General features: G+C 73.8%; 17 protein-coding genes. 7 read left to right on the plus strand and 10 right to left on the minus strand.

What is annotated here, in order from left to right; all coding sequences use genetic code 11:
• Positions 1–109 precede the first annotated feature (109 nt).
• Complete coding sequence (gene glgX, locus ACFVYX_RS11890; RefSeq protein WP_389681188.1) at positions 110–2,230, plus strand: glycogen debranching protein GlgX; 2,121 nt, start codon at positions 110–112, stop codon at positions 2,228–2,230.
• On the opposite strand, the gene ACFVYX_RS11895 is transcribed toward glgX, so the two are convergent.
• Positions 2,199–3,425 carry an MFS transporter gene (locus tag ACFVYX_RS11895; RefSeq protein WP_389681536.1) on the minus strand — a complete coding sequence of 409 codons (1,227 nt, stop codon included), beginning with the start codon at positions 3,423–3,425 and terminating at the stop codon, positions 2,199–2,201. The two genes, glgX and ACFVYX_RS11895, sit on opposite strands and share 32 nt — an antisense overlap.
• A 90-nt stretch (positions 3,426–3,515) precedes the next feature.
• On the opposite strand from ACFVYX_RS11895, the gene treY reads away from it, so the two are divergent.
• A complete protein-coding gene (gene treY, locus ACFVYX_RS11900) occupies positions 3,516–5,861 on the plus strand; it encodes a malto-oligosyltrehalose synthase (RefSeq protein WP_389681189.1) in 2,346 nt (781 codons plus the stop codon).
• A 68-nt stretch (positions 5,862–5,929) separates the two neighbouring features.
• On the opposite strand, the gene ACFVYX_RS11905 is transcribed toward treY, so the two are convergent.
• The 3 genes from ACFVYX_RS11905 to ACFVYX_RS11915 form a co-directional block, all read right to left on the minus strand.
• Positions 5,930–6,418 (minus strand): hypothetical protein, encoded by a 489-nt coding sequence (locus tag ACFVYX_RS11905; protein ID WP_389681190.1) that lies wholly within the window; start codon positions 6,416–6,418, stop codon positions 5,930–5,932.
• Positions 6,419–6,523: 105 nt separating this feature from the next.
• The gene (locus tag ACFVYX_RS11910; RefSeq protein WP_389681191.1) at positions 6,524–7,723 is read right to left on the minus strand and encodes a cytochrome P450; all 1,200 of its coding nucleotides are present in this window, start codon (positions 7,721–7,723) and stop codon (positions 6,524–6,526) included.
• Between the two features lie 145 nt (positions 7,724–7,868).
• Positions 7,869–8,417, minus strand: coding sequence for an FHA domain-containing protein (locus tag ACFVYX_RS11915; RefSeq protein WP_389681192.1), 549 nt, complete (start codon positions 8,415–8,417; stop codon positions 7,869–7,871).
• A 305-nt stretch (positions 8,418–8,722) separates the two neighbouring features.
• Between ACFVYX_RS11915 and ACFVYX_RS11920 the strand changes: the two genes are divergently transcribed.
• Positions 8,723–9,697: a GNAT family N-acetyltransferase gene (locus ACFVYX_RS11920; protein ID WP_389681537.1), complete on the plus strand. Its 975-nt coding sequence runs from the start codon at positions 8,723–8,725 to the stop codon at positions 9,695–9,697.
• Positions 9,698–9,846: 149 nt separating this feature from the next.
• Positions 9,847–11,598 carry a malto-oligosyltrehalose trehalohydrolase gene (gene treZ, locus ACFVYX_RS11925; protein ID WP_389681193.1) on the plus strand — a complete coding sequence of 584 codons (1,752 nt, stop codon included), beginning with the start codon at positions 9,847–9,849 and terminating at the stop codon, positions 11,596–11,598.
• 21 nt (positions 11,599–11,619) lie between these two features.
• Here the strand turns inward: treZ and ACFVYX_RS11930 are convergent, their stop codons facing one another.
• The 4 genes from ACFVYX_RS11930 to ACFVYX_RS11945 form a co-directional block, all read right to left on the minus strand.
• Complete coding sequence (locus ACFVYX_RS11930; RefSeq protein ID WP_389681194.1) at positions 11,620–12,762, minus strand: aminopeptidase P family protein; 1,143 nt, start codon at positions 12,760–12,762, stop codon at positions 11,620–11,622.
• A gap of 74 nt (positions 12,763–12,836) precedes the next feature.
• The gene (locus ACFVYX_RS11935) at positions 12,837–13,796 is read right to left on the minus strand and encodes a hypothetical protein (RefSeq protein ID WP_389681195.1); all 960 of its coding nucleotides are present in this window, start codon (positions 13,794–13,796) and stop codon (positions 12,837–12,839) included.
• A 49-nt stretch (positions 13,797–13,845) separates the two neighbouring features.
• Entirely contained in the window at positions 13,846–14,727 is an 882-nt protein-coding gene (locus ACFVYX_RS11940; RefSeq protein ID WP_389681196.1) for a LysR family transcriptional regulator, read from the minus strand.
• An 11-nt stretch (positions 14,728–14,738) separates the two neighbouring features.
• Positions 14,739–15,263: a tetratricopeptide repeat protein gene (locus ACFVYX_RS11945; RefSeq protein WP_389681197.1), complete on the minus strand. Its 525-nt coding sequence runs from the start codon at positions 15,261–15,263 to the stop codon at positions 14,739–14,741.
• A gap of 97 nt (positions 15,264–15,360) precedes the next feature.
• On the opposite strand from ACFVYX_RS11945, the gene ACFVYX_RS11950 reads away from it, so the two are divergent.
• Positions 15,361–16,080, plus strand: coding sequence for a hypothetical protein (locus ACFVYX_RS11950; RefSeq protein WP_389681198.1), 720 nt, complete (start codon positions 15,361–15,363; stop codon positions 16,078–16,080).
• 201 nt (positions 16,081–16,281) lie between these two features.
• Here the strand turns inward: ACFVYX_RS11950 and ACFVYX_RS11955 are convergent, their stop codons facing one another.
• A complete protein-coding gene (locus tag ACFVYX_RS11955; RefSeq protein WP_389681199.1) occupies positions 16,282–16,908 on the minus strand; it encodes a nucleoside/nucleotide kinase family protein in 627 nt (208 codons plus the stop codon).
• Positions 16,909–17,413: 505 nt separating this feature from the next.
• On the opposite strand from ACFVYX_RS11955, the gene ACFVYX_RS11960 reads away from it, so the two are divergent.
• Entirely contained in the window at positions 17,414–17,836 is a 423-nt protein-coding gene (locus ACFVYX_RS11960; protein WP_389681200.1) for a VOC family protein, read from the plus strand.
• Positions 17,837–17,843: 7 nt separating this feature from the next.
• Here the strand turns inward: ACFVYX_RS11960 and ACFVYX_RS11965 are convergent, their stop codons facing one another.
• Positions 17,844–18,683: an aldo/keto reductase gene (locus tag ACFVYX_RS11965; protein ID WP_389681201.1), complete on the minus strand. Its 840-nt coding sequence runs from the start codon at positions 18,681–18,683 to the stop codon at positions 17,844–17,846.
• Between the two features lie 350 nt (positions 18,684–19,033).
• On the opposite strand from ACFVYX_RS11965, the gene fusA reads away from it, so the two are divergent.
• Positions 19,034–21,058: an elongation factor G gene (gene fusA, locus ACFVYX_RS11970; protein ID WP_389681202.1), complete on the plus strand. Its 2,025-nt coding sequence runs from the start codon at positions 19,034–19,036 to the stop codon at positions 21,056–21,058.
• Positions 21,059–21,197 lie beyond the last annotated feature (139 nt).

Consider the following 21,197-nt stretch of genomic DNA (forward strand, 5'->3'; position numbering starts at 1 on the left):
CGGTCACCCGGTAGGACGGGCCGAAGTCCTAGGAGGTTGCCCCTCTTTCGGGCAGGATCTGGCCGAAGAACACCTCCAAAACCCGGACAGAAGAGGAATAGTCGTATCCATGCAGGTCTGGCCGGGACAGGCGTACCCCTTGGGCGCCACCTATGACGGAGCGGGAACCAACTTCGCGGTCTTCTCGGAGACCGCCCACAGGATCGAGCTGTGTCTGCTGCACGACGACGGCTCGGAGACGGCGGTGGAACTGCGCGAGACCGACGCGTTCGTGCGGCATGCCTATCTGCCGGGTGTGATGCCCGGCCAGCGGTACGGGTTCCGGGTGCACGGCCCGTACGCACCGGAGCGCGGGCTCCGCTGCAACGCGGCGAAGCTGCTTCTCGACCCCTACGCGCGCGCGGTGTCGGGGCAGATCGACTGGGGGGAGGCGGTGTACAGCTATCCCTTCGGGCGGCCCGACGCGCGCAACGACCTCGACTCGGGCCCGCACACCATGACCTCGGTCGTGGTCAACCCGTACTTCGACTGGGGTGACGACCGGCGGCCGCGCACCGAGTACCACCACACGGTGATCTACGAGGCCCATGTGAAGGGCCTGACGATGCTCCACCCGGACCTTCCGGAGGAGCTGCGCGGGACGTACGCGGGTCTGGCGCACCCGTCGGTGATCGGGCACCTCAAGGAGCTGGGGGTGACGGCGCTCGAACTGATGCCCGTACACCAGTTCGTGAACGACCACCGCCTGGTGGACGCCGGACTGTCCAACTACTGGGGCTACAACACGATCGGCTTCTTCGCCCCCCACAACGCCTACGCGTCCTGGGGCGACCGGGGCCAGCAGGTCCTGGAGTTCAAGTCGGCGGTCCGGGCCCTGCACCAGGCGGGCATCGAGGTCATCCTCGACGTGGTCTACAACCACACCGCCGAGGGCAACCACCTGGGGCCCACGCTCTCCTTCCGGGGCCTGGACAACCCCTCGTACTACCGGCTCGCCGACGATCCCAAGTACTACATGGACACCACCGGCACCGGGAACTCGCTGCTCATGCGGTCCCCGCACGTGCTCCAGATGATCATGGACAGTCTGCGGTACTGGGTGACCGAGATGCACGTGGACGGCTTCCGCTTCGATCTGGCGGCCACCCTGGCCCGCCAGTTCCACGAGGTGGACCGGCTGTCCTCGTTCTTCGACCTGGTGCAGCAGGACCCGGTGGTGAGCCAGGTGAAACTGATCGCCGAGCCCTGGGACGTGGGCGAGGGCGGCTACCAGGTGGGCAACTTCCCGCCGCTGTGGACCGAGTGGAACGGCATGTACCGGGACTGCGTACGGGACCTGTGGCGGGGCGAGCCGCGGACCCTCGCCGAGTTCGCGTCCCGGCTGACCGGCTCCTCCGACCTCTACCAGGACGACGGCCGGCGGCCGCTGGCCTCGGTCAACTTCGTCACCTGCCACGACGGCTTCACCCTGCGGGACCTCGTCTCGTACAACGAGAAGCACAACGAGGCGAACGGCGAGGGCAACCGGGACGGCGAGAGCCACAACCGCTCCTGGAACTGCGGCGCCGAGGGCGACACCGAGGACGTGGGGATCGCCGAGCTGCGCGCCCGCCAGATGCGCAACTTCCTCGCCACCCTGATGCTGTCGCAGGGCGTTCCGATGCTCAGCCACGGCGACGAGTTCGGGCGGACGCAGGGCGGCAACAACAACGCCTACTGCCAGGACAACGAGGTGTCCTGGGTGCGCTGGCCGAAGGCGGACAGCGAGGCGGAGACCACACTCCTCCGGTTCACCCGGGCCATGGTGCGGCTGCGCAGGGACCATCCGGTCTTCCGGCGCCGCCGGTTCTTCCACGGGCGGCCGGTGGAGGGCACCCACGACGAGCTGACGGACATCGCCTGGTTCACGCCCGAGGGCGAGGAGATGACGTCCCGTGACTGGCAGGCGGCGCACGCCCAGGCGCTGACCGTCTTCCTCAACGGCAACGCCATCTCGGAGCCGGGCACCCAGGGCGAGCGGATCGCCGACGACTCCTTCCTGATGATGTTCAACGCCTCGGCGAAGGAGCTGGAGTTCTCGGTCCCGGACAGCCACGGGGCCTGCTGGCGCACGGTGGTGGACACCTCCGACCCGGAGGGCATGCCACCGCACGAGGGCCCGGAGCTCGCGGGTGGCGAGCGGGTGACGCTCGCGCCGCTCAGCCTGACCGTTCTGCGACGGCCGGCCTGAGCTCCCGTACGGGAGTCGTCACCCTGGCCGTCCAGGACAGCAGCGCGCAGGCCACGGCCGCCCCCACCGCCACCGCGAAGGCGGCGGGGGCGCCGTGGCTCTCGGCGAGCCTGCCGGAGACGGCGAGGGCGAGGGCCTGACCGCCGACGATCCCGCTGGTCAGGAAGGCCATGGACTCGGCGAGCCGAGCGGCGGGGACGGTCCGCTCGGTGAGCCCGAAGACGGTGATGAGGTGTGGGGCGTAGGCGGCGCCGAGGACGACGACGACCGCGTAGAGCGCGCCGAGGGAACCGACGAACAGCAGCGGTACGGAGAGGACGACGAGCCCGGCGGTCGCGGCGCGCCAGCGGGTCGAGAGCCCGATCCGCGCGGGCACCGCCGCCATCGAGAGGCCGACGGCGGCGCTCATCACCCCCATCGCCGCATAGACGAGACCTGCCTGGGCGGGCGCGCCGAGCCTCTCGGTGAGCGCGGTGATCCCCGCCTGGGAGGCGCCGAACATGGCGCCCTGGAGGACCATCGTGCCGCGCAGGGCGTACGCCGATCGCGGCAGCCGCGTCCGTTCGGCGGCACCCGATCGGGTGGAGGTGCCGGGCGCCGGCGCGAGGGCCCGCGCCGTCGGATGGAGGGCGAAGGCCGTCCCGCAGACGGCGAGCAGCAGCGCCGCGAGGAGGAGGGCGGCGGCCGGGTGGGCGAGGGCAGCGGCGAGGCCGACGAACGCGGGGCCGAGGACGAAGGACACCTCGTCGAGGGTGCCCTCGAAGGAGAGGACGGCGCCGACGGTCCTGTCGTCCGCGCCGTCGCGGCGGGCGAGGGCCACCGAGCGGGTCCTGGCGAGCGGCCCGATCTGGGGGACGGTGGCTCCGGCGAGCGCGCCGAGGGCCATCAGCGGGCCGGTGGCGGCGCCGCCGAGGGCGGCGAGGACCAGGGCGGTGACGGCGGCGGCGTTGGCGAGGGAGGCCACGAGGACGACCCCGCGCTGGCCGTGGCGGTCGGTGAGCCGGCCGATGACGGGCCCGGCGACGGTCTGCCCCGCGGCGAGCGCTCCGCCGGTGAGGCCGGCCGTGGCGAGGGAACCGCTCGTCTCGGCGACCAGGAGCAGGCTGCCGAGCTGGCACATGGCGGTGGGCAGCCGGCCGAGGAAGGAGACGACCGGCAGGGCGGTGCCGAGCAGCGACAGCGTGTCGCGATACATCCGGAGCATCAACCGAACGTAACGCGATGCACACGAACGGACGCATGGGGCGATGACACAGAAGCCCCCGCGCGGGGTACGTACGTTCGCATGACCTCCCTCCCGGCCCTTTCCGCCCTCCCCACCGCGACCTACCGGCTCCAGCTCCAGCCGGAGTTCCCGTTCGCCGCCGCCCAGCGGGCCGTGCCCCATCTCGCGGGCCTCGGGGTCTCCCACCTCCACCTCTCCCCGGTCCTCGATGCGGTGCCCGGCTCGAACCACGGGTACGACGTCACCGACCACCGGACCGTACGGGCCGAGCTCGGCGGCGAGGAGGGGCTGCGGGCCCTCGCCGCGACCGCGCGGGCCCACGGCCTCGGACTCGTCGTCGATCTCGTGCCCAACCACATGGCGGCCTCGCCCCGGCACAACCACGCGCTGCGCGCCGTCCTCCGGGACGGCCCCGGCTCGCCGTACGCCCGCTGGTTCGACATCGACTGGCGCGCGGGGGACGGCCGGCTGCTGCTTCCGGTGCTGCCCGCCCGGCTCCCCGAGGTGCGGGACCGGCTGCGGGTCTCCGGCGGGGCGCTGCGTCTGGACGGCCAGGAGTTCCCGCTGCGCCCCGGCACGGAGGACCTGCCGCTCGACGAGCTGCTCGACGCCCAGTGGTACCGGCTCGGCTGGTGGCGGCTTGCCCGCACCGAGCTGAACTACCGGCGTTTCTTCACCATCTCGGAGCTCATCGGGGTGCGGGTGGAGGACCCGGAGGTGTTCACGGCCACCCATGGGAAGATCGTCGAGCTGGTCCGGGACGGGGTGATCGAGGGGCTGCGCATCGACCACCCGGACGGGCTCGCCGACCCGCAGGGCTATCTGGAGGACCTGGCGGCGGCGACCGGAGGCCGCTGCTGGACGGTGGTCGAGAAGATCCTCACGGGGCCGGAGACGCTGCCGGTGGCCTGGCCGGTCGCCGGCACCACCGGCTACGACGCCCTGCGCCATCTCGACGGCGTGTTCACCGACCCGCTCGGCGCGGTCGAACTGGCCGATGTGTACCGGGAGTTCGTGGGCAAGGCCGCGGACAGGGGCGGCCACTGGGAGGCGACCGAACGGCGGGCCGCGTACGAGGTGGTGGGGCACGACCTGGCCGCCGAGACGGCCGTGCTCACCCGGATCGCGGAGCGGATCTGTGCCGCCGACCCCGCACTGCGCGACCACGCCCCCTGGGCGCTGCGCACCGCGATCCGTGAACTCCTCGTCCGGGTCCCGGTCTACCGCGCGTACCGGACCGGCGGCGAGGAGGTGCTGACCCCGGAGGCGGCGCGCGGCGCGAAGGCCGCGTTCGCGGTCCCGGAGGAGGCCGCGGCGGTCGACGTCGTACGCGGTCTGGCGCTCGGCACGCTCGGCGAGGGGCCCGAGCACCGTGCCTTCCGGGCCCGGTTCGCGCAGACCTCCTCGGCCCTGCGGGCCAAGTCGGTGGAGGACACGGCCTTCTACCGGTACACCCCGCTGCTCTCGGCGAACGAGGTGGGGGGAGACGCCGGCCGCCCCGCCGTGGCGATGGAGGAGTTCCACGCGTACTGCTCCCGGATCGCCCGGGACTGGCCGGGCACCGGCACCGTGCTCTCCACGCACGACACCAAGCGCAGCGCCGACGTCCGGGCGGCGATCGCGGTCCTCGCGCAGTGCCCCCAGGTGTGGGCGGAGCTGCTCGCGGAGGTGGCGGGGGTGCCCGCGCCCGACGCGCACGTGGCGTGGACGGCCTGGCAGACGGCCTTCGGCTTCGGCACCCCGGACGCGGAGCGGCTCACGCCGGCGATCCTCAAGTCCGTACGGGAGGCCGGTCTTCGAACCAGCTGGACCGAACCCGACACCGAGTACGAGCGCGCGGTGGCGGAGTTCGCGGCGGCCGGGCCCGGCCGCATCCCGCTCCGGGCGGCCTCGGAGGCGGCCTTCGCCCTGGAGCCGCACATCCGGGCGCACGCGCTCGGTGTGCTCCTGGCACAGCTGACGATGCCGGGGGTACCGGAGCTGTACCAGAACACGGAGCGGGAGTACCGGGCGCTCGTCGATCCCGACAACCGTGCCCCGTTCACGGTCGGCCCCGACGACGACCGCACGGCCCTGGTCCGGGCGGCCCTGCGGCTGCGCCGCGAACGCCCGGCGGCCTTCGGCGCCACGGGCACGTACACGCCGCTGACGGCCGAGGGCCCGGCCGCCGCCCATTGTCTGGCCTTCGCCCGCTCGGGCGAGGTGGTCACGGCGGTGACCCGGCTCTCGCTGCGCCTCGGTGAGGCGGGCGGCTGGCAGGACACGGAGCTGGTGCTCCCGGAGGGCCGCTGGGCCGATGTCCTGGACGGCGTACGGGAGTTCACCGGCGGTCCGGCGACGGAGCTCAAGCTCGCGGAGCTCTTCGAGGAGCGTCCGGTGGCGCTGCTCGCCCGGCTGCGCGACTGAGGCGGGGCCCCGGGGTGATCCCCGGGGCCCGCGCACCGTCACAAGCGGTCAGAGACCGTCAGAGACGCTCAGAAGCGGGAGGCTCGCGAGACCTCGCACTTGGTGTACTCGGAGCCGTCGCCGGTTCCGGCGTACGGGGTGGTCAGCTCGGCCTTCGCGGACGCACCGGACGCGACCGCGATGCCGGTCTCGATCGCGGTCATCGGGAGGACGTCGCTACCGGCGCCGGTGAACTTCATGGTGACGTTGTAGTCGTAGTCCATCGCGCCGTCGTTCTTCACGGTGATCCGGGCGACGAGGTTCTTGGTGGCCGGGTCGTACTTGCACTCGTCGATCGTCACGTCGCGGGCCGCCTTGTCGGCGCTGCTGGAGCCGCCGGGCAGGGAGCCGCCGGACGTGCCGCCGGAGGTGCTGTCGCTGTCGTTGTTGTTGCTGGAACTGGAGCTGCCGCTGCTGCTGTTGTTGTCGCAGCCGCCGCCGTTCGAGCCGCGGGCACCCGTCAGGGCGACGACCGCGATGCCGAAGACAGCGATGGCACGGACATGACGCATCTTCATGTTTGAATCCCCGTTGAATGTGGTACGAAAAAGGGCTCCTTGACGAGCGCACGTCACCCTAGCAGCGGTCGGGGGGCCGCTCGCCACTCCAGCCCCGGCCCCGGATCAGCCGCCGGGGCGGACGATCAGACTGCGCGGCGCCCTGGTGATCAGCCCCGTCGGTGTGGGCCGGAAGCCGTCGGCGAGCCGCAGCCGCGGCATCGCCGTGAACAACGCCCGCAGGGCGTACTCGGCTTCGAAGCCGGCGAGGGCGACGGCCGGGCAGAAGCCGGAACCGTACGTGAGCTGACCCGGGTCGTCGCGGAACGGGTCGAAACGGTCGGGCTCCCGGAAGCGTTCCGGATCGCGGCCCGCCGAGCCGACGAGCAGGGCGACGGACGCGCCGGCCGGGACGACACCGCCGCTGACCGGGACCTCGGCGCTGGTACGGCGCACGGCGATCTGCACCGGCGGATCCCGCCGCAGCGACTCGGTCCAGGCACGGCCCACCAGGCCGGCGGGAGCGTCGCGGAGGGCGGCGACCTGGTCGGGATCCGCGAGGACGTTCCCGAGGAAGGACGCGAGCGCCTTCTCCCGTACGGCGATCTGCCCGCCGCACTCCCCGGCGAGCGCCCCGGCCGCGCGGCCGCGCACGAGCCGCATCATGTCGCGGTAGGGCACGCCGACGGCGGCGGCGACGGTCCCGGCGGGCAGCCAGTGGCAGAAGTCCGCGACCAGGTCGGCCTGGGTCCGCTCGGCGAGCCGGCGGGCCAGGACGTGCGCGGTGCGTTCGGTGACCGACCGCAGGGCCTGGAGGTCGACGTCGACATGGGCCCGGGCGCACGGCGGGTCACCGGGCCGGTGTCCGTGCGTGAAGCGGCTGTCGGTGAGGGCGGTGGCCACGTCCGCGTACCGGGAGAGCACCCAGGCCCGCAGCAGCGGGTCGTAGGTGAGCGGGAACTCCTCGCGGAGAGTCCGGTGGATCCGGTGCGGGTCGCGCGAGGCGCCGGGGTCGAGGGGGCTCGGGGCGACGGTCCTCGGCCCGGGCGGGAAGGGCCCCGCCGTTCCCTCGGGCCCCCGGGCGGTCCGGTCGGCCACGGTCCGCACGCGCCCCGGCACGGAGACGGGTCCGACCCGTCCGGGGGCCATGGCGGACGGGCCCGAGCGGGTCCGGAAGGCGCCCGAGGTACCGGCCGTCGGACCCGCAGGCGCCGCGGGGGCCATGGACGGCAGCCGTGTCCAGGGGTCCCCTTCCTCGGGGGACTCGGGGGATTCGGGGGGCTCCGGCCGGCCGCTCCCTATGTCCTGCTTCGGCTCGTCGCTCATCGCGCCCCCTGTCGATCGGCGGTGGGTGCCGCGGCCGGAGATCGTGGCGCGCGTCCCCCCAGCCCATCACCGCACGCCCCGCACCGCCCGCCACGTACCGCCGAACGGGTGAACGCCGTCAGGGGCGGCCGGTCGTGCCGGGCACTCAGCCGTGGGACAGCCGGAACGACATCTGGCCAAAGCCGACGACGTCCCCGGCCCGCACCACGACCGCGCCCGTGACCCGCCGCCCGTTGACGGTCGTCCCGTTCGTCGAGCCGAGGTCGCGCAGCACCCACATCCCGCTCTGCAGCGAGAGCTCGGCGTGCATCCGGGAGGCGGTCTCGTGGCTGAGCCGGAGCCCGTTGACCGGGTCACGGCCTATCCGCAGGGGGTGCGGGCCGGGCAGCGGCAGCAGCAGCTTCGGCATCCGCTCCGCGCGCCAGGCGCGCCCGAGCTTCGCCGTGAACGCGGACATCCGCTCGACCACGCCCACCACCCGCCGGGTCCAGGTGCCCTCGGTCCTCAGGTCGGCGGTGAGCAGGGCGAGCTCGTCCGGCCGTCGGGCCTGGAGCGCGCGCTCCATGCGGAAGACGAACGTGTCGTGCGAGAGGCGGCCCTGGGCGGCGCCCTCACGGAGCAGCACCAGCGCACGGTCCCGCTCGGCGTCGGTCAGCCGGGGTGAGTTCGCCGGAAGCTCGAAAGGGGTCGTCACACCCGTGATTGTCGGTCCGTCGGGCCCGAAGTGTCCAGAAGGGCCCCGCCCGGGGCCCTTCACGGCCGATGAACCACCGCCGGAGGCCGCCCGCCCCCGGCCGACGCTCGTCCTGCCCTGGAACTCCGTACGCGAGGAACCCGGCCGCCCGGGAACTCCGTACCGGGTCCGCGAGATCGCTGCTACGGTCTGCGAACTCCACACCAAAGATCCCCAGGGGGACGCAGCACGTGACCACGGCTTCTTCGACCACGCCGGACGAGCACGACCAGCACGACCAGCACCGCCAGCACGATCAGCACCACCTGCCCGGCCCGCCCGACCTCGTCATACGTCCGCTCGCCGGACCCGAGGAACTCGACCTGTTCCTCCGCCTCACCTACTCGCTCGACCACGAGCTCGCCGACGACCTCGCCACCGGCCGCCGGGTCCCCGAGTGGATGTGGGTGGCGCTCGACGGCGACCGGCTCCTCGCCCGCGTCGCCTGGTGGACCAACAAGGCGGGCGGCGAACCGCTGGCGCTCGACTTCTTCGACGTCGCCCCGGAGCTGGCCGGGGAGGAGCGCACGGACATCGGTCTGCGGCTCCTGGAGACCGCGACGGCCTCGGTGGTCCCGGCGGGCAAGCAGCGTCCGGAGTACGGGCGTTTCATGCCGGCGGACTGGCGCGAGGTCCCGGAGACCCGCTCGGTCCTGGAGTCCCTGTTCGACGTCCTGGAGCGCACGGGCGCCCGTCCGCTGGTCGAGCGGCTCCATCTCGAGTGGCGTCCCGGCACCCCCGTACCGGAGCCGAGGGGCCGCCTGGAATTCCGTCCGGTCCGGGACCGCGAGGACCTGGTCGCCCTGATGACTCCGGTGATGGAGGGCACCCTCGACGCGCACGGTCAGGCCGACCTGGCCTCCGGCCTCTCGGCGCGGGCGGCGGCGGAGCTGCACTACGACGAGGAGTTCGCGCACTACTCCTCCCCGCACGAGTGGTGGCAGGTGGCGCAGCTTCCGGAGAGCGGCGAGCCGGTCGGCTTCGTCGTCCCCGCGCGCAACAACTACCACCACACCATCGCGTACATCGGTGTGCTGCCCTCCCACCGGGGCCACGGGTACATCGACGACATCCTGGCGGAGGGGACCCGGATCCTGGCCGCCGCCGACGTGCCCCGGATCCGGGCGGCGACGGATCTGGGGAACGTACCGATGGCGGCGTCCTTCGCCCGCGCGGGCTACGTCGCCTTCGAGCGCGCCATCAACTACGTGTGGGACGCGCCGGACACACCGCAGGGCTGACGCGGAGCGCCGGGCACACCGCGGGTCCCGACGGGCTCCGGCGTCGAAGCGCCGGGCGTGGCGGGGCCCTGACTGCCAGGATGGACACGGTGGTCGTGCGCCGATGCGCCGGTCCGCCGTGTGGTTGGTCCGTCGACGAGGGGATTTCCGTGCTCTTCGAGGTGTGGGCGCCGAACGCCCGTGACCGGGTGACGCTGCTGCTGAACGGCTCCGGCCATCCCCTGGACCGGGACGCCGAGCGGGACGGCTGGTGGACGGGGGTCGTGCCCGCCGAGGCCGGCGACCGGTACGGCTTCGCCCTGGACGACGGGCCCGTCCTGCCCGACCCGCGCGCCCGCCGGCTGCCCGACGGGCCCGACGGGCTCAGCGCGGTCGTCGACCACTCCACGTACACCTGGCGGCACGACTCACCGCGGCTGCGGCTGCGCGGCGGGGTCCTGTACGAGCTGCACCTCGGGACCTTCACCCCTGAAGGCACGCTCGACGCGGCCGCCGCGCGGCTCGGTGAGCTGGCGGGTCTCGGCATCACCCATGTGGAGCTGATGCCGCTGTGCCCGTTCCCCGGGGTGCGGGGCTGGGGGTACGACGGGGTGGCGCCGTGGGCGGTGCACGAGCCGTACGGCGGCCCCGAGGCGCTGAAGCGGTTCGTGGACACGGCCCACGGGCTCGGCATGGGCGTGGTCCTCGACGTGGTGCACAACCACCTCGGGCCCTCGGGGAATCACCTTCCCGCCTTCGGCCCGTACTTCACGGACACCCACCACACCCCGTGGGGGGCGGCGGTGAACCTGGACGCGCCGGGCTCGGACGAGGTCCGGGCGTACTTCCAGGGCAGCGCGCTCGCCTGGCTGCGGGACTACCGGATCGACGGACTGCGGCTCGACGCCGTGCACGCGCTCGCCGACACCCGGGCGCTGACCTTCCTGGAGGAGCTGTCGGCGGCCGTCGACGAGCTGGCCAGGGAGCAGGGCCGCACCCACTTCCTGATCGCCGAGTCCGATCTCGCCGACCCGCGCACCACCACGCCCCGCGCGCTCGGCGGGACCGGGATCCACGCCCAGTGGAACGACGACTTCCACCACTCCCTGCACACCGCCCTGACCGGCGAGTCCCAGGGCTACTACGCGGACTTCGCACGCGCCCCGATGGCGGCGCTCGCGAAGACCCTCACGCACGTCTTCTTCCACGACGGCACGTACTCGGCGTTCCGGGGCCGCCACCACGGCCGTCCCGTGGACCGGGAGCGCACGCCCGCCCACCGCTTCCTCGGCTACGCGCAGACCCACGACCAGATCGGCAACCGGGCCCTGGGCGACCGTCTTTCGGCCTCCCTCTCCCCCGGTCTGCTGGCCTGCGCGGCGACGCTCGTCCTCACCGGTCCTTCGGTGCCGATGCTCTTCATGGGTGAGGAATGGGGGGCGACCACGCCCTGGCAGTACTTCACCGACCACACCGACCCGGAGCTCGCTGAGGCCGTACGCCGGGGCAGGCGGCGGGAGTTCGCGGAGCACGGCTGGGACGAGAACGAGGTCCCCGATCCGCAGGACCCCGCCACCCGGGACCGCTCGGTCCTCGACCGGACGGAGCGGGAGCGGGACCCGCACAAGCGGCTGCTCGCCTGGCACCGCGAGCTCATCGCGCTGCGCCGCACCCAGCCGGACCTGACGGACCCCGACCTGGCGGGCGTGAAGGTCGCCTTCGACGAGGAGGCGCGCTGGCTGGTCTTCCGGCGCGGGGTGCTGCGGGTGGCCGTCAACCTGGGCAAGGAGCCGGCGGTGATCCCGCTGGGCACCAACGGCCGCGACCGGGTCCTCGCGGCCTGGGAGCCGGTCGAGACACCGGCGGCGGACGGGGCCCTGCGGCTTCCCGGCGAGTCGGCCGTCGTCCTCACGGACGGCTGACCGCGCCGGGGCGCGCGGCTCCTACTCGACGATCGCCATCTCACGGGGGGTGTGGTTGAAGCGGCGCCCCGCGCCGTCCTCCGTCGCCGTGACGATGTCCTCGATGCGGACGCCGAAGCGGCCCGGCAGATAGACGCCCGGCTCGATCGAGAAGCACATGCCGGGGACGATCGGGAGCTCCTCGCCCTCGATCATGTACGGCGGCTCGTGCGTGGTGACGCCGATGCCGTGGCCGGTGCGGTGGATGAAGTGCGCGCCGTGGCCGGCGTCCGTGATGACCTTGCGGGCCGCCCGGTCGACGTCCTGGCAGGCCGCCCCGGGCCGTACCGCCTCGAAACCGGCCTGCTGGGCCTCCCGTACGAGGTCGTGGATCCGCCGCTCCTCGTCGGTGGGCTCGCCGGCGTGGACGGTACGGGTGGTGTCGGAGCCGTAGCCGTGCTTGAGGCCGCCGAAGTCGAGGACGACCATGTCGCCGTGCTCGATGACCCGGTCGCCGGCCTCGTGGTGCGGGTCGGCGCCGTTGGGGCCGGAGCCGACGACGGTGAAGTCGACCTGGGAGTGACCGGACTCCAGGAGCAGCCGGGCGAGGTCGGCGGCGACGTCGGTCTCCTTCCGGCCGGCGAAGCGGACCTTCAGGATCTCGCCGTACGCCCGGTCGGCGGCGGCCCCGGCGGCCGCGATCCGGGCCAGTTCCCGCGTGTCCTTGACGGCGCGGAGCATCGGCAGGGCCTGGGTGAGGGAGACGTACGAGGTGCCGGGCAGGGTCTGCTGGAGGCCGAGGAGGTGCATGGCCCAGGTGTTGTCGCTGACGCCGAAGCGGCCGTCGACGTCGAGGAGGGGCGCGGTGACGGCGTAGGGGTCCTTGCCGTCGGTCCAGTCGCGGAGGGTGAGGGCGGCGGCCCCGGCGGCCTTCTCCGCGTCGGGCGCCTCCAGGGTGGGGACGACGAGGACAGGTTCCTGTCCGGCGGCGAGGACGAGGACGGTGAGCCGCTCGGTGATCGCGGTGGGCCGGTAGCCGGTGAGGTACACGAGGTCGGGGCCGGGGGCGACGACGACGCCCGCGAGTCCGGCGTCCGCGGCGGACTCGGCGGCGCGGGTCATCCGGGCGCGGTAGTCGTCCACCGTGAAGGGAACGGCCTCTTCCGGGGCGGCGCTGCTCGGCATGGGGACTCCCTCTCGGCTCCGCTGCGTCCTGGACGTACAGCATCCTGCCGGGCGGGAACTCCGCGCGCGACCGGTCAGCGGCGGTCGGGACCCTGGGCGATGAGCAGTTCCAGGAGCTCCTGGAAATCGTCGCCGACGACGATCCGCAGATCCCCCCGCTCCTTGTCGTGCTCGCTCAGCTGGGTGAGCGTGCCGCCGCGCCACCAGAAGACGTACGGGCTGATGGCGCCGGGCACGTCCTCGTACCCGGAGGCGGCGAAGGAGGCCATCGCGCCGAGGGCCGGGATGATCGAGGTGTCGCGGATGGGGTGGAAGGCGAGCTGGTGCCGGAACGGCATCGCGACCAGGGCGCCGTGCTCGCCGAGCGGCAGGCCGGTGACGCGCTGGGCCACCCCGTCCAGGTCGAGGACGCGGCTCGCGGTGTAGAAGGAGTCGCCGAGGATGATCTCGAAGCACATGCCGTCGGCGTCCCGGACGGTCTCGTGCTCCTCGACGGGCAGCCCGCGCAGGTTGCGCAGGGCCCGGTCGCGGAGCTTCGCGTGGTCCCCGAGCTGTTCGAGCGCCTCGTCGGTGAGCATCATGACGCTCTCCGGCAGGTCGAGGGCGAGGACCTCGTACAGGCCGGGGGCGACGGTCCTCGCGTAGCCGAAGGCGCCCGCGTCGATGCCGTCGCCGCTGACGACACGGGGGTACAGCTGGGAGCGGATCTGCTCGGGCGGCAGGGTGTCGAGCGCGGAGGGCCCGTCCATGGCGCGGACGACCAGGCCGATGTGCCGCTGGATCGTGCCGGGCCAGACGCGGGGCCCGCGCCGGTCCTGATGGCAGACGGCCGCGAGGTTGCCGAGGCCGAAGCGGCGTCCCTTGTCGTCGATGACGTGGTCGGCGTAGACGGAGACCTCGAGGCCGAGCTCGGCGAAGGTCTCACGGACCTGTTTGCGGAAGAGCGCGGCCTCGCGCTGCGAGAAGTAGGCGAACTCGGGGTCCCTCGGTGTGTCGTCGCCGTCCCGCCTGGGTCCTCGTCGCAGCCACCCCACGCCTGCCCGCCTTCCGTCGCCGTTGCGCACAGGGTAGCGACTGCGGGTGTCAGCTCCTGAGCCGTCGGGCGAACTCGGCCACCGGTCCGCCCTGTTCGGCGTGGGCTCCGGCCAGGAGGAGGAGTTCGGTGCGGTGGACGAGCCGGGGGGCGACCAGGGGGACGGCGGTCGCGCCGGGAACACCCGTCGCCACCGGCAGGGGCAGCAGGGCGAGTCCGTGGCCGGCGGCGGTCAGGGCGGCGAGGGTACGGGTGTCGGTGCCCTCGTAGCGAAGCGCGGTGCGGAAGCCGTGTCCCGCGGGTCCGCCGTGGACGGCCCGCAGCCGGTCGAGCGGCACGCCGGCGGCGGGAGCGTCGAGCCAGCGGGCGTCGGCCAGGTCGTCGAGCCGGAGTCCGGAGCGCCCGGCGAGCGGATGCGCGTGCGGCAGGAGGACGGCGAGGGGGTCCTCCGAGACGCCGGTCGCGGTGAGCGGGGCGACGTCGGGCAGCCGCAGTGGGTCGCTGGGGGCGGTGATCCCGTCGACAAGACCGGCTTCGGCCTCGCCGGTGGCGACGGCGGCGGGCACCCGCTCCGGGGGCAGGCCGCGCAGGGTGACGCCGGTGGCGGGGAGCGCGGCGAGGGTCCGGGCGTGGAGGGCGAGCGGGGAGGCGACGACGCTCAGGGTCGCGCGGGGCGCGGCCACGAACCGGTCGAGGTCGGCGCGGGCCGCGTCGATGCGGAGCAGCAGGGCCCGGGCGTGCTCGACGAGCCGTTCCCCCGCGGGGGTCGGTGAGACGGGCCTGCGGGTCAGCAGGGGCAGCCCGAGGCCGGCCTCCAGGGCGGCGACGTGCTGGGAGACGGCGGACTGGGTGTAGCCGAGTTCGCGCGCGGCCTCGGAGAAGGAGGCGAGCCGGGCGACGGTGACGTACGTACGGAGGAGGTGGGGGTCCATCCCGCGTCGTCTCAGGACCCGTCGGGGGAGGTGAGCAGAGCACGCGCGTAGTGGGCGAGCGAGCGGTTGTAGCGGGGCAGCAGGGGGGCGAGGGCGCCGAGGGCGAGGGAGGCGGCCTCGCGGTCGCGTCCGGTGTCGGCGAGGGCGAGGGCGAGGAAGGCGTCGACGGCTCCGGCGAGGGCGGTCTCGTCGGCGTCGAGCCGGTCGGCGGGGATGGCGCGCTCGGCGGTGAGGAGTTCGACGCTGCGGTCGGGCCGGCCGAGGTTGCGCAGGCTGCTGGCGAGCTGGATGACGGCCCGGCGGCGGCGGAGTCCGGTGAGACCCTGGTCGAGGGCCCGCCGGTAGTACCGGACGGCCTCCTCCGGCTCTCCGGTGGAGTCATGGGCGGCGCCCAGCTCGAAGAGGGCGGCGGGGTCGTCGGCGGGCCGTTCGGCGGCGAGTTCGGCGACGCGGGCGCGGAAGTCGGCGGGCTCGTGGGCGTCGAGGCTCTCCCAGAGGGCGGTGACGCGCTGCTCCCAGTCCTGATCGTTCGTCATGACGGTCACCCTATCCACCCCGTCATAAGCGTTCGTGATGGTCGATGCGGGAATCATCGTTGGACGTGAAGTGGAGGAGGCGCCAAGGATGGTGGCCATGCACACGAACGCACTCCCCCGTATCGCTCTGGTCGGGGACCGCTCCCCGCACGTCCGCTCGCACGCCCGGATCCCGGTCCTCCTCGACGCGCTCGCCGAGCGGGACGGTCTCGCCCTCGACGCGTACTGGATCCCCACCGGGGACGCGGCGGCGCCCGGCGCGGTGCGGGGCTTCGACGCGGTGTGGGTGCTGCCGGGCAGCCCGTACGCGAGCGAGACGGGGGCGCTGGCGGCGATCCGTACCGCCCGCGAGGACGGCGTCCCGTTCCTGGGCACCTGCGGCGGCTTCCAGCACGCCCTCCTGGAGTACGCGCGGAACGTCTGCGGCCTCACCCGGGCCGCGCACGCCGAGAACGACCCGGCGGCCGACCCGGGCGATCTGCTGGTCTCGCCGCTGGCCTGCTCGCTCGTGGGGCACGAGGGTGTCGTACGGATCACCCCGGGCTCCCTCGCCGAGCGGGCCCTCGGCGCGGAGCGGACCACCGAGCGGTACCACTGCGCGTACGGCCCCGACAGCCGCCACCTGGACACGCTGCGGGCGCACGGGCTGCGGTTCACGGGAGCGGACGAGGAGGGCGGGATCCGCGTCGCGGAACTCCCCTCGCACCCCTTCTTCCTGGCCACCCTCTTCCAGCCGGAGCTGGCGGGCGACGGCACGCGCCCGCATCCCGTGATCCGCGCGCTGGCGGAGGCGGCGGAGCGGCACGCGCTGTCCTGACGGGACGTCACACGCCGGGCGGTCGCCGCCCTCCCAACTGCACCGGGTGCCCCGACCTCACGGCCGGAGCACCCGCCCGTCAGAGCTACGGGAGCTGAACCGAGTCCGGCGCGAGCGACGTGCCGTACCAGCCGCGGAACGGCTCGTCGAACGCGCCGGTGGCCTGCGTGCCGAAGATGGCGGGGCCATCCTGCCCGACGCCTATGACACCGCCACCACGAGGTGGGCGCGGTCGCGGCCCCGGGCCACGAGGCGGGCGTTCTCCTCGTCCGATTCCCTCACCCAGCGTTCGGCACGGTCCCTGGCCTTGCCGAAGCGGACGTGCCGGGCGACGAGCCGGTGGACACGGAGCCGGTCGTCCAGGTCGAGGTACCAGGCCTCGTCGAGGAGGTCCAGGACCCCGGCCCAGGCGCCCTCGTCGTGCAGGAGGTAGTTGCCCTCGGTGATGACGAGCGGGACCTCGGGCGCGACGGCGATCGCCCCGGCGACCGGCTCCTCCAGGGCGCGGTCGAAGGCGGGCGCGTAGACGGTGGTGCCGGGTTCGGGGGCACGCAGCCGGGCGAGGAGCGCGGTGTACCCGGCGGCGTCGAAGGTGTCGGGCGCGCCCTTCCTGGCGGCCCGGCCGAGGCGTTCCAGTTCGGCCTGGGCCAGGTGGAAGCCGTCCATGGGAACGAGAACGGCGAGCCCGCCGAGGCGGTCGACGAGCCGCGCGGCGAGCGTGGACTTCCCGGCACCGGGAGCCCCGGCGAGCCCGAGGACGCGGCGGCGCCCCGGCAGGGCGAGGCCTTGCGCGCGCTCGACGAGCCGGTCGAATCCCTGTGCGTCCATGCGGGGATTGTCGCACCGGGAGCGGGAGCGGGAATGGGAGCGGAGTCGGGGTCGGGGTCGGGCACGGGGTCGGGGTCGGGCACGGGGTCGGGGTCGGGCACGGGGTCGGGCGGGGCGGGGCGGGGCGGGCACAGGAACACGTACGGGCACGGCGTCGGCGTCAGGCACGTACGGACACGGGCTCGGCGCCGGGCACGCGCACGGGTACGGCATCGGCGTCAGGCACGTACGGACATGGGCTCGGCCTCGGGCGCGCCCACGGGTACGGCGTCGGCGTCAGGCGCCTACGGACACGGGCTCGGCCTCGGGCGCGCCCACGGGTACGGCTCACGGCCCTCCTCCCCTCCCCCGGCCCCTTCCCCGACCCTCGGTCCGACCCCCCTCCCCTTCTTGTCCGCCCCCTCCCCGACCCTCGGTGCGACCCTCGACGGGACGAGGGTCGTGTCCGGGCCGGCGCGGGTCGACGCGAGTAGTTCCTGCCCGTTCCGCGTATTACGTTGGGGTAATGCCGTCCATCGCACTTGTGACCCTCGTCGTCCGTGACTACGACGAGGCCATCGCCTTCTATACCGACGCCCTCGGATTCGACCTGGTCGAGGACACCGACCGGGGCGACGGGAGCCGCTGGGTCGTCGTCCGCCCGCGCGGCGCCGCGGGGGTCGGGGGCCTCGGCAACGCCGGCCTGCTCCTGGCCCGCGCCAAGAACGACGCCGAGGAGGCCTCCGTCGGCAACCAGACCGGCGGCCGGGTCGGCTTCTTCCTCCACACCGAGGACTTCGCCCGCGACCACGCCCGGATGTCGGCGGCCGGCGTGAAGTTCCTCGAGGACCCGCGCCACGAGCCCTACGGCTCCGTCGCCGTCTTCGAGGACCTGTACGGCAACCGCTGGGACCTCCTCCAGCCGGCGGACGCCGCTCCCCCCGCGTGACCCCCGCCTACGCCTGCCCGGAGAGCCGGTCGAGCCGGTCGAGCTGAGCCGGTGTCAGCTCCAGGCCGGCCGCGGCGACGTTCTCCTCCAGATGCTCCTTCCGGGCGGTGCCCGGGATCGGGAGGATGACGGGTGAGCGGTGGAGCAGCCACGCGAGGGAGACCTGCGCGGGGGTGGCGCCGAGTTCGGACGCGACGCCGGCGAGAACGGCCGAGGCGCCCGGCGTCCCTCCGGCGACGGGCCGCCACGGCAGGAAGGCGATCCCGGCCGCCTCGCAGGCCGCGAGCACGGGTTCGTGTTCACGGTCGAGCAGGCTGTAACGGTTCTGCACGGCGGCGACGTCGATGATCTCCCTCGCCCGGCCGAGTTCGGCGACGGTGACCTCGGACAGCCCGATCCGCGCGACCTTCCCCTCGGCCTGGAGCTCCCGCAGGGCCCCGAGCTGCTCCGCGAGGGGCACCCGCGGATCGATGCGGTGCAGCTGGAGCAGCTCGATCCGCTCGACCCGGAGCCGGCGGAGCGCGTGCTCGACCTGACCGCGCAGGGCGTCCGGCCGCGCGTCGTGCCGCCACCCGTCCGGCTCGGCCGATCGTGCGATGCCGACCTTGGTGGCGATGAGCAGCCCGTCCGCGTAGGGGTGCAGGGCCTCGGCGAGGAGCTCCTCGTTGGCCCCCCAGCCGTACATGTGAGCGGTGTCGATCAGTGTGACGCCGAGTTCGACGGCTCGCCGGGCCACGTGGAGGGACTCCTCGCGGGCGGGCCCCGGCCCGGCCCGCAGGCGCATGGCTCCGAATCCGAGCCTGCGCACATCCAGGTCCCCGCCGATACGGAACGTGGTCGATGTCATTTCTCGTCTCCACCTCTCGATCAAGCGGCAAGGCTAACAACGCCGTTGGCACGGCCGGCGGGCGAAAACCGCTGTCGCCCGGCACGTTCGGCTCCCTACACTCACGTCTCGGCGCGCCACTCCGTGCGCCACGGATCCGTATGACCGAGGGGAGAAGACCGTGCGCAGCCGAGACGCCGTCGCCGTGTCCTCCTCCCGTGCCCGGTACGACGTGATCCTCGCCTCCTCCGCCGAGCGGTGGCGGCTGCGCGCCCGCCATCGCCGCCCGTGACGACGTCCTTCTCCTGACGGACGCTCGTCCGGGAATCGCGCTGCCCTGTTCTCCACGCAGCAGCGAAAGGCACGAGACCGTGCGTACCCCTGACAGCACCACCGTCCGCAACCTCGGCATCCTGGCCCACGTCGACGCGGGCAAGACCACCGTCACCGAGCGGTTCCTGTACCTCACCGGCGCCGTCCACAAGCGTGGCGAGGTCCATGACGGCACGACGGTCACCGACTTCGACCCGCAGGAGCGGGACCGGGGCATCACGATCTTCGCCGCGGCCGTCAGCTGCGACTGGGCCGGACACCGGATCAACCTGATCGACACCCCCGGGCACGTCGACTTCTCCGACGAGGTCGAGCGTTCGCTGCGCGTCCTCGACGGCGCCGTGGCCGTCTTCGACGCCGTCGCGGGCGTCGAGCCGCAGAGCGAGTCGGTGTGGCGGCAGGCCGACCGGCACGGCGTCCCGCGCCTCGCGTTCGTGAACAAGCTGGACCGGGCGGGCGCCGAGCTCGACACCGCCGTCGAGTCGATCCGTACCCGCCTCGGCACCGTCCCGCTGCCCGTGCAGCTGCCGATCGGCCGCGAGGACGGCTTCACCGGCGTCGTGGACCTGGTCCGGATGCGGGCGTACGTGTGGGCCGACGGCGCCGACACGTACACCGAGCAGCCGGTCCCCGAGGGGCTCCGCGACGAGGCCCGGCATCGCAGGCGACGCCTGGAGGAGACGGTGGCGGAGCTGCATCCGGGCGCTCTCGAGGAGTTCTGCGGTGAGGGCTCCGCGCTCTCCGAGGGGACGCTCGCGGCGGCGCTCCGCGACCTCACCCTCTCGGGCGAGGCCGTGGTCGTCCTCTGCGGCTCGGCGTACCGCAACAGGGGCATCGAGCCGCTGCTCGACGCCGTGGTCGCGTACCTCCCCGCGCCGCCGGACATGCCTCCGGTACGCGGAGAGATCCCGGCGGACCCGGAGGCTCCGTTCACCGCGCTCGCGTTCAAGGTGAGCGCGACGGCCACCGGTCGTATGACCTATGTCCGCGTCTACGCGGGCACGATCGCGAAGGGGGACACCGTGCTGGACGCCGTCACCGGCCGCACCGAGCGGATCGCCCGCGTCCTGCGGGTCCAGGCCGATCGGGCGACGGAGGTCGGGACGGCGCGCGCCGGTGACATCGTCGCCGTCGTCGGGCCGAAGACCGTCCGCGCCGGTGCGACGCTGTGCGCCCCGGACGCGCCGGTCGTCCTCGAACCGCCGACGACCGCCGATCCCGTGGTCTCGGTCGCGGTGGAGGCCCGCCGAGGTACGGACACCGGCCGTCTGGCGACGGCTCTCGCCCGCATGACCGAGGAGGACCCGTCGCTGGTCGTGCGGTCCGACCCGGAGACGGGCCAGACCGTGCTGTCCGGGCTCGGCGAACTGCACCTGGAGGTCGCGGTGGAGAAGCTGCGGCGCGACCGGGGCCTCGACGTCACGGTCGGCCGTCCGCAGGTCGCGTACCGGGAGACGGTGACGAAGGGCGTCACCGGCCTGCTGTACCGCCATGTGAAACAGGACGGCGGCGCGGGCCAGTTCGCCCATGTCGTCATCGACGTGAAACCGCTGCCCGAGGGTGAGGAGTTCGCCTTCTCGTCCACGGTCACGGGCGGCCGGGTACCGCAGGAGTACGTCCGCGCGGTCGAGGCCGGCTGCCGGGACGCGCTCGTCGAGGGTCCCCTCGGCGGCCACCCGGTGACGGGCGTCCGGGTCACGCTCACGGACGGCGCCACGCATCCGAAGGACTCGTCGGAGATGGCGTTCAGGACGGCCGGCCGCTTCGCGCTCCGCGAGGCACTCCGCGCGAGCGTGATGACGCTCCTGGAGCCGGTGGCCGAGGTGTCGGTCACCGTCCCGGCGGAGTCCGTCGGCGCGGTCCTCGGTGACCTCGCGGCCCGCCGGGGCCGGGTGACGGACCAGACGACCCGCTCCGGTACGGCGGTGGTGGCGGCGACGGTCCCGCTGGCCGAACTCTTCGGCTACGCGTCCCGACTGCGCGGCCGGACGCAGGGCCGTGGCACGTTCACGACCCGCCCGGCGGGGTACGCGGCGGCGCCCGACCGTGTGCCGGGCGGGTAGTCGACGGCTGCGTGCGAGCCGGCTCTTTACGGGCCGGCTCGTGCGGGCTGACGCCTACCCGCTGGGGACGCCGACGGGCAGGCGGGGCTGCGAGCCGGGGCGGCGGCACGCAGCGCCGCCTCGACCCGGCGGTCGGTGG

Source organism: Streptomyces sp. NPDC058326 (assembly GCF_042879855.1).
Taxonomy (GTDB): domain Bacteria; phylum Actinomycetota; class Actinomycetes; order Streptomycetales; family Streptomycetaceae; genus Streptomyces.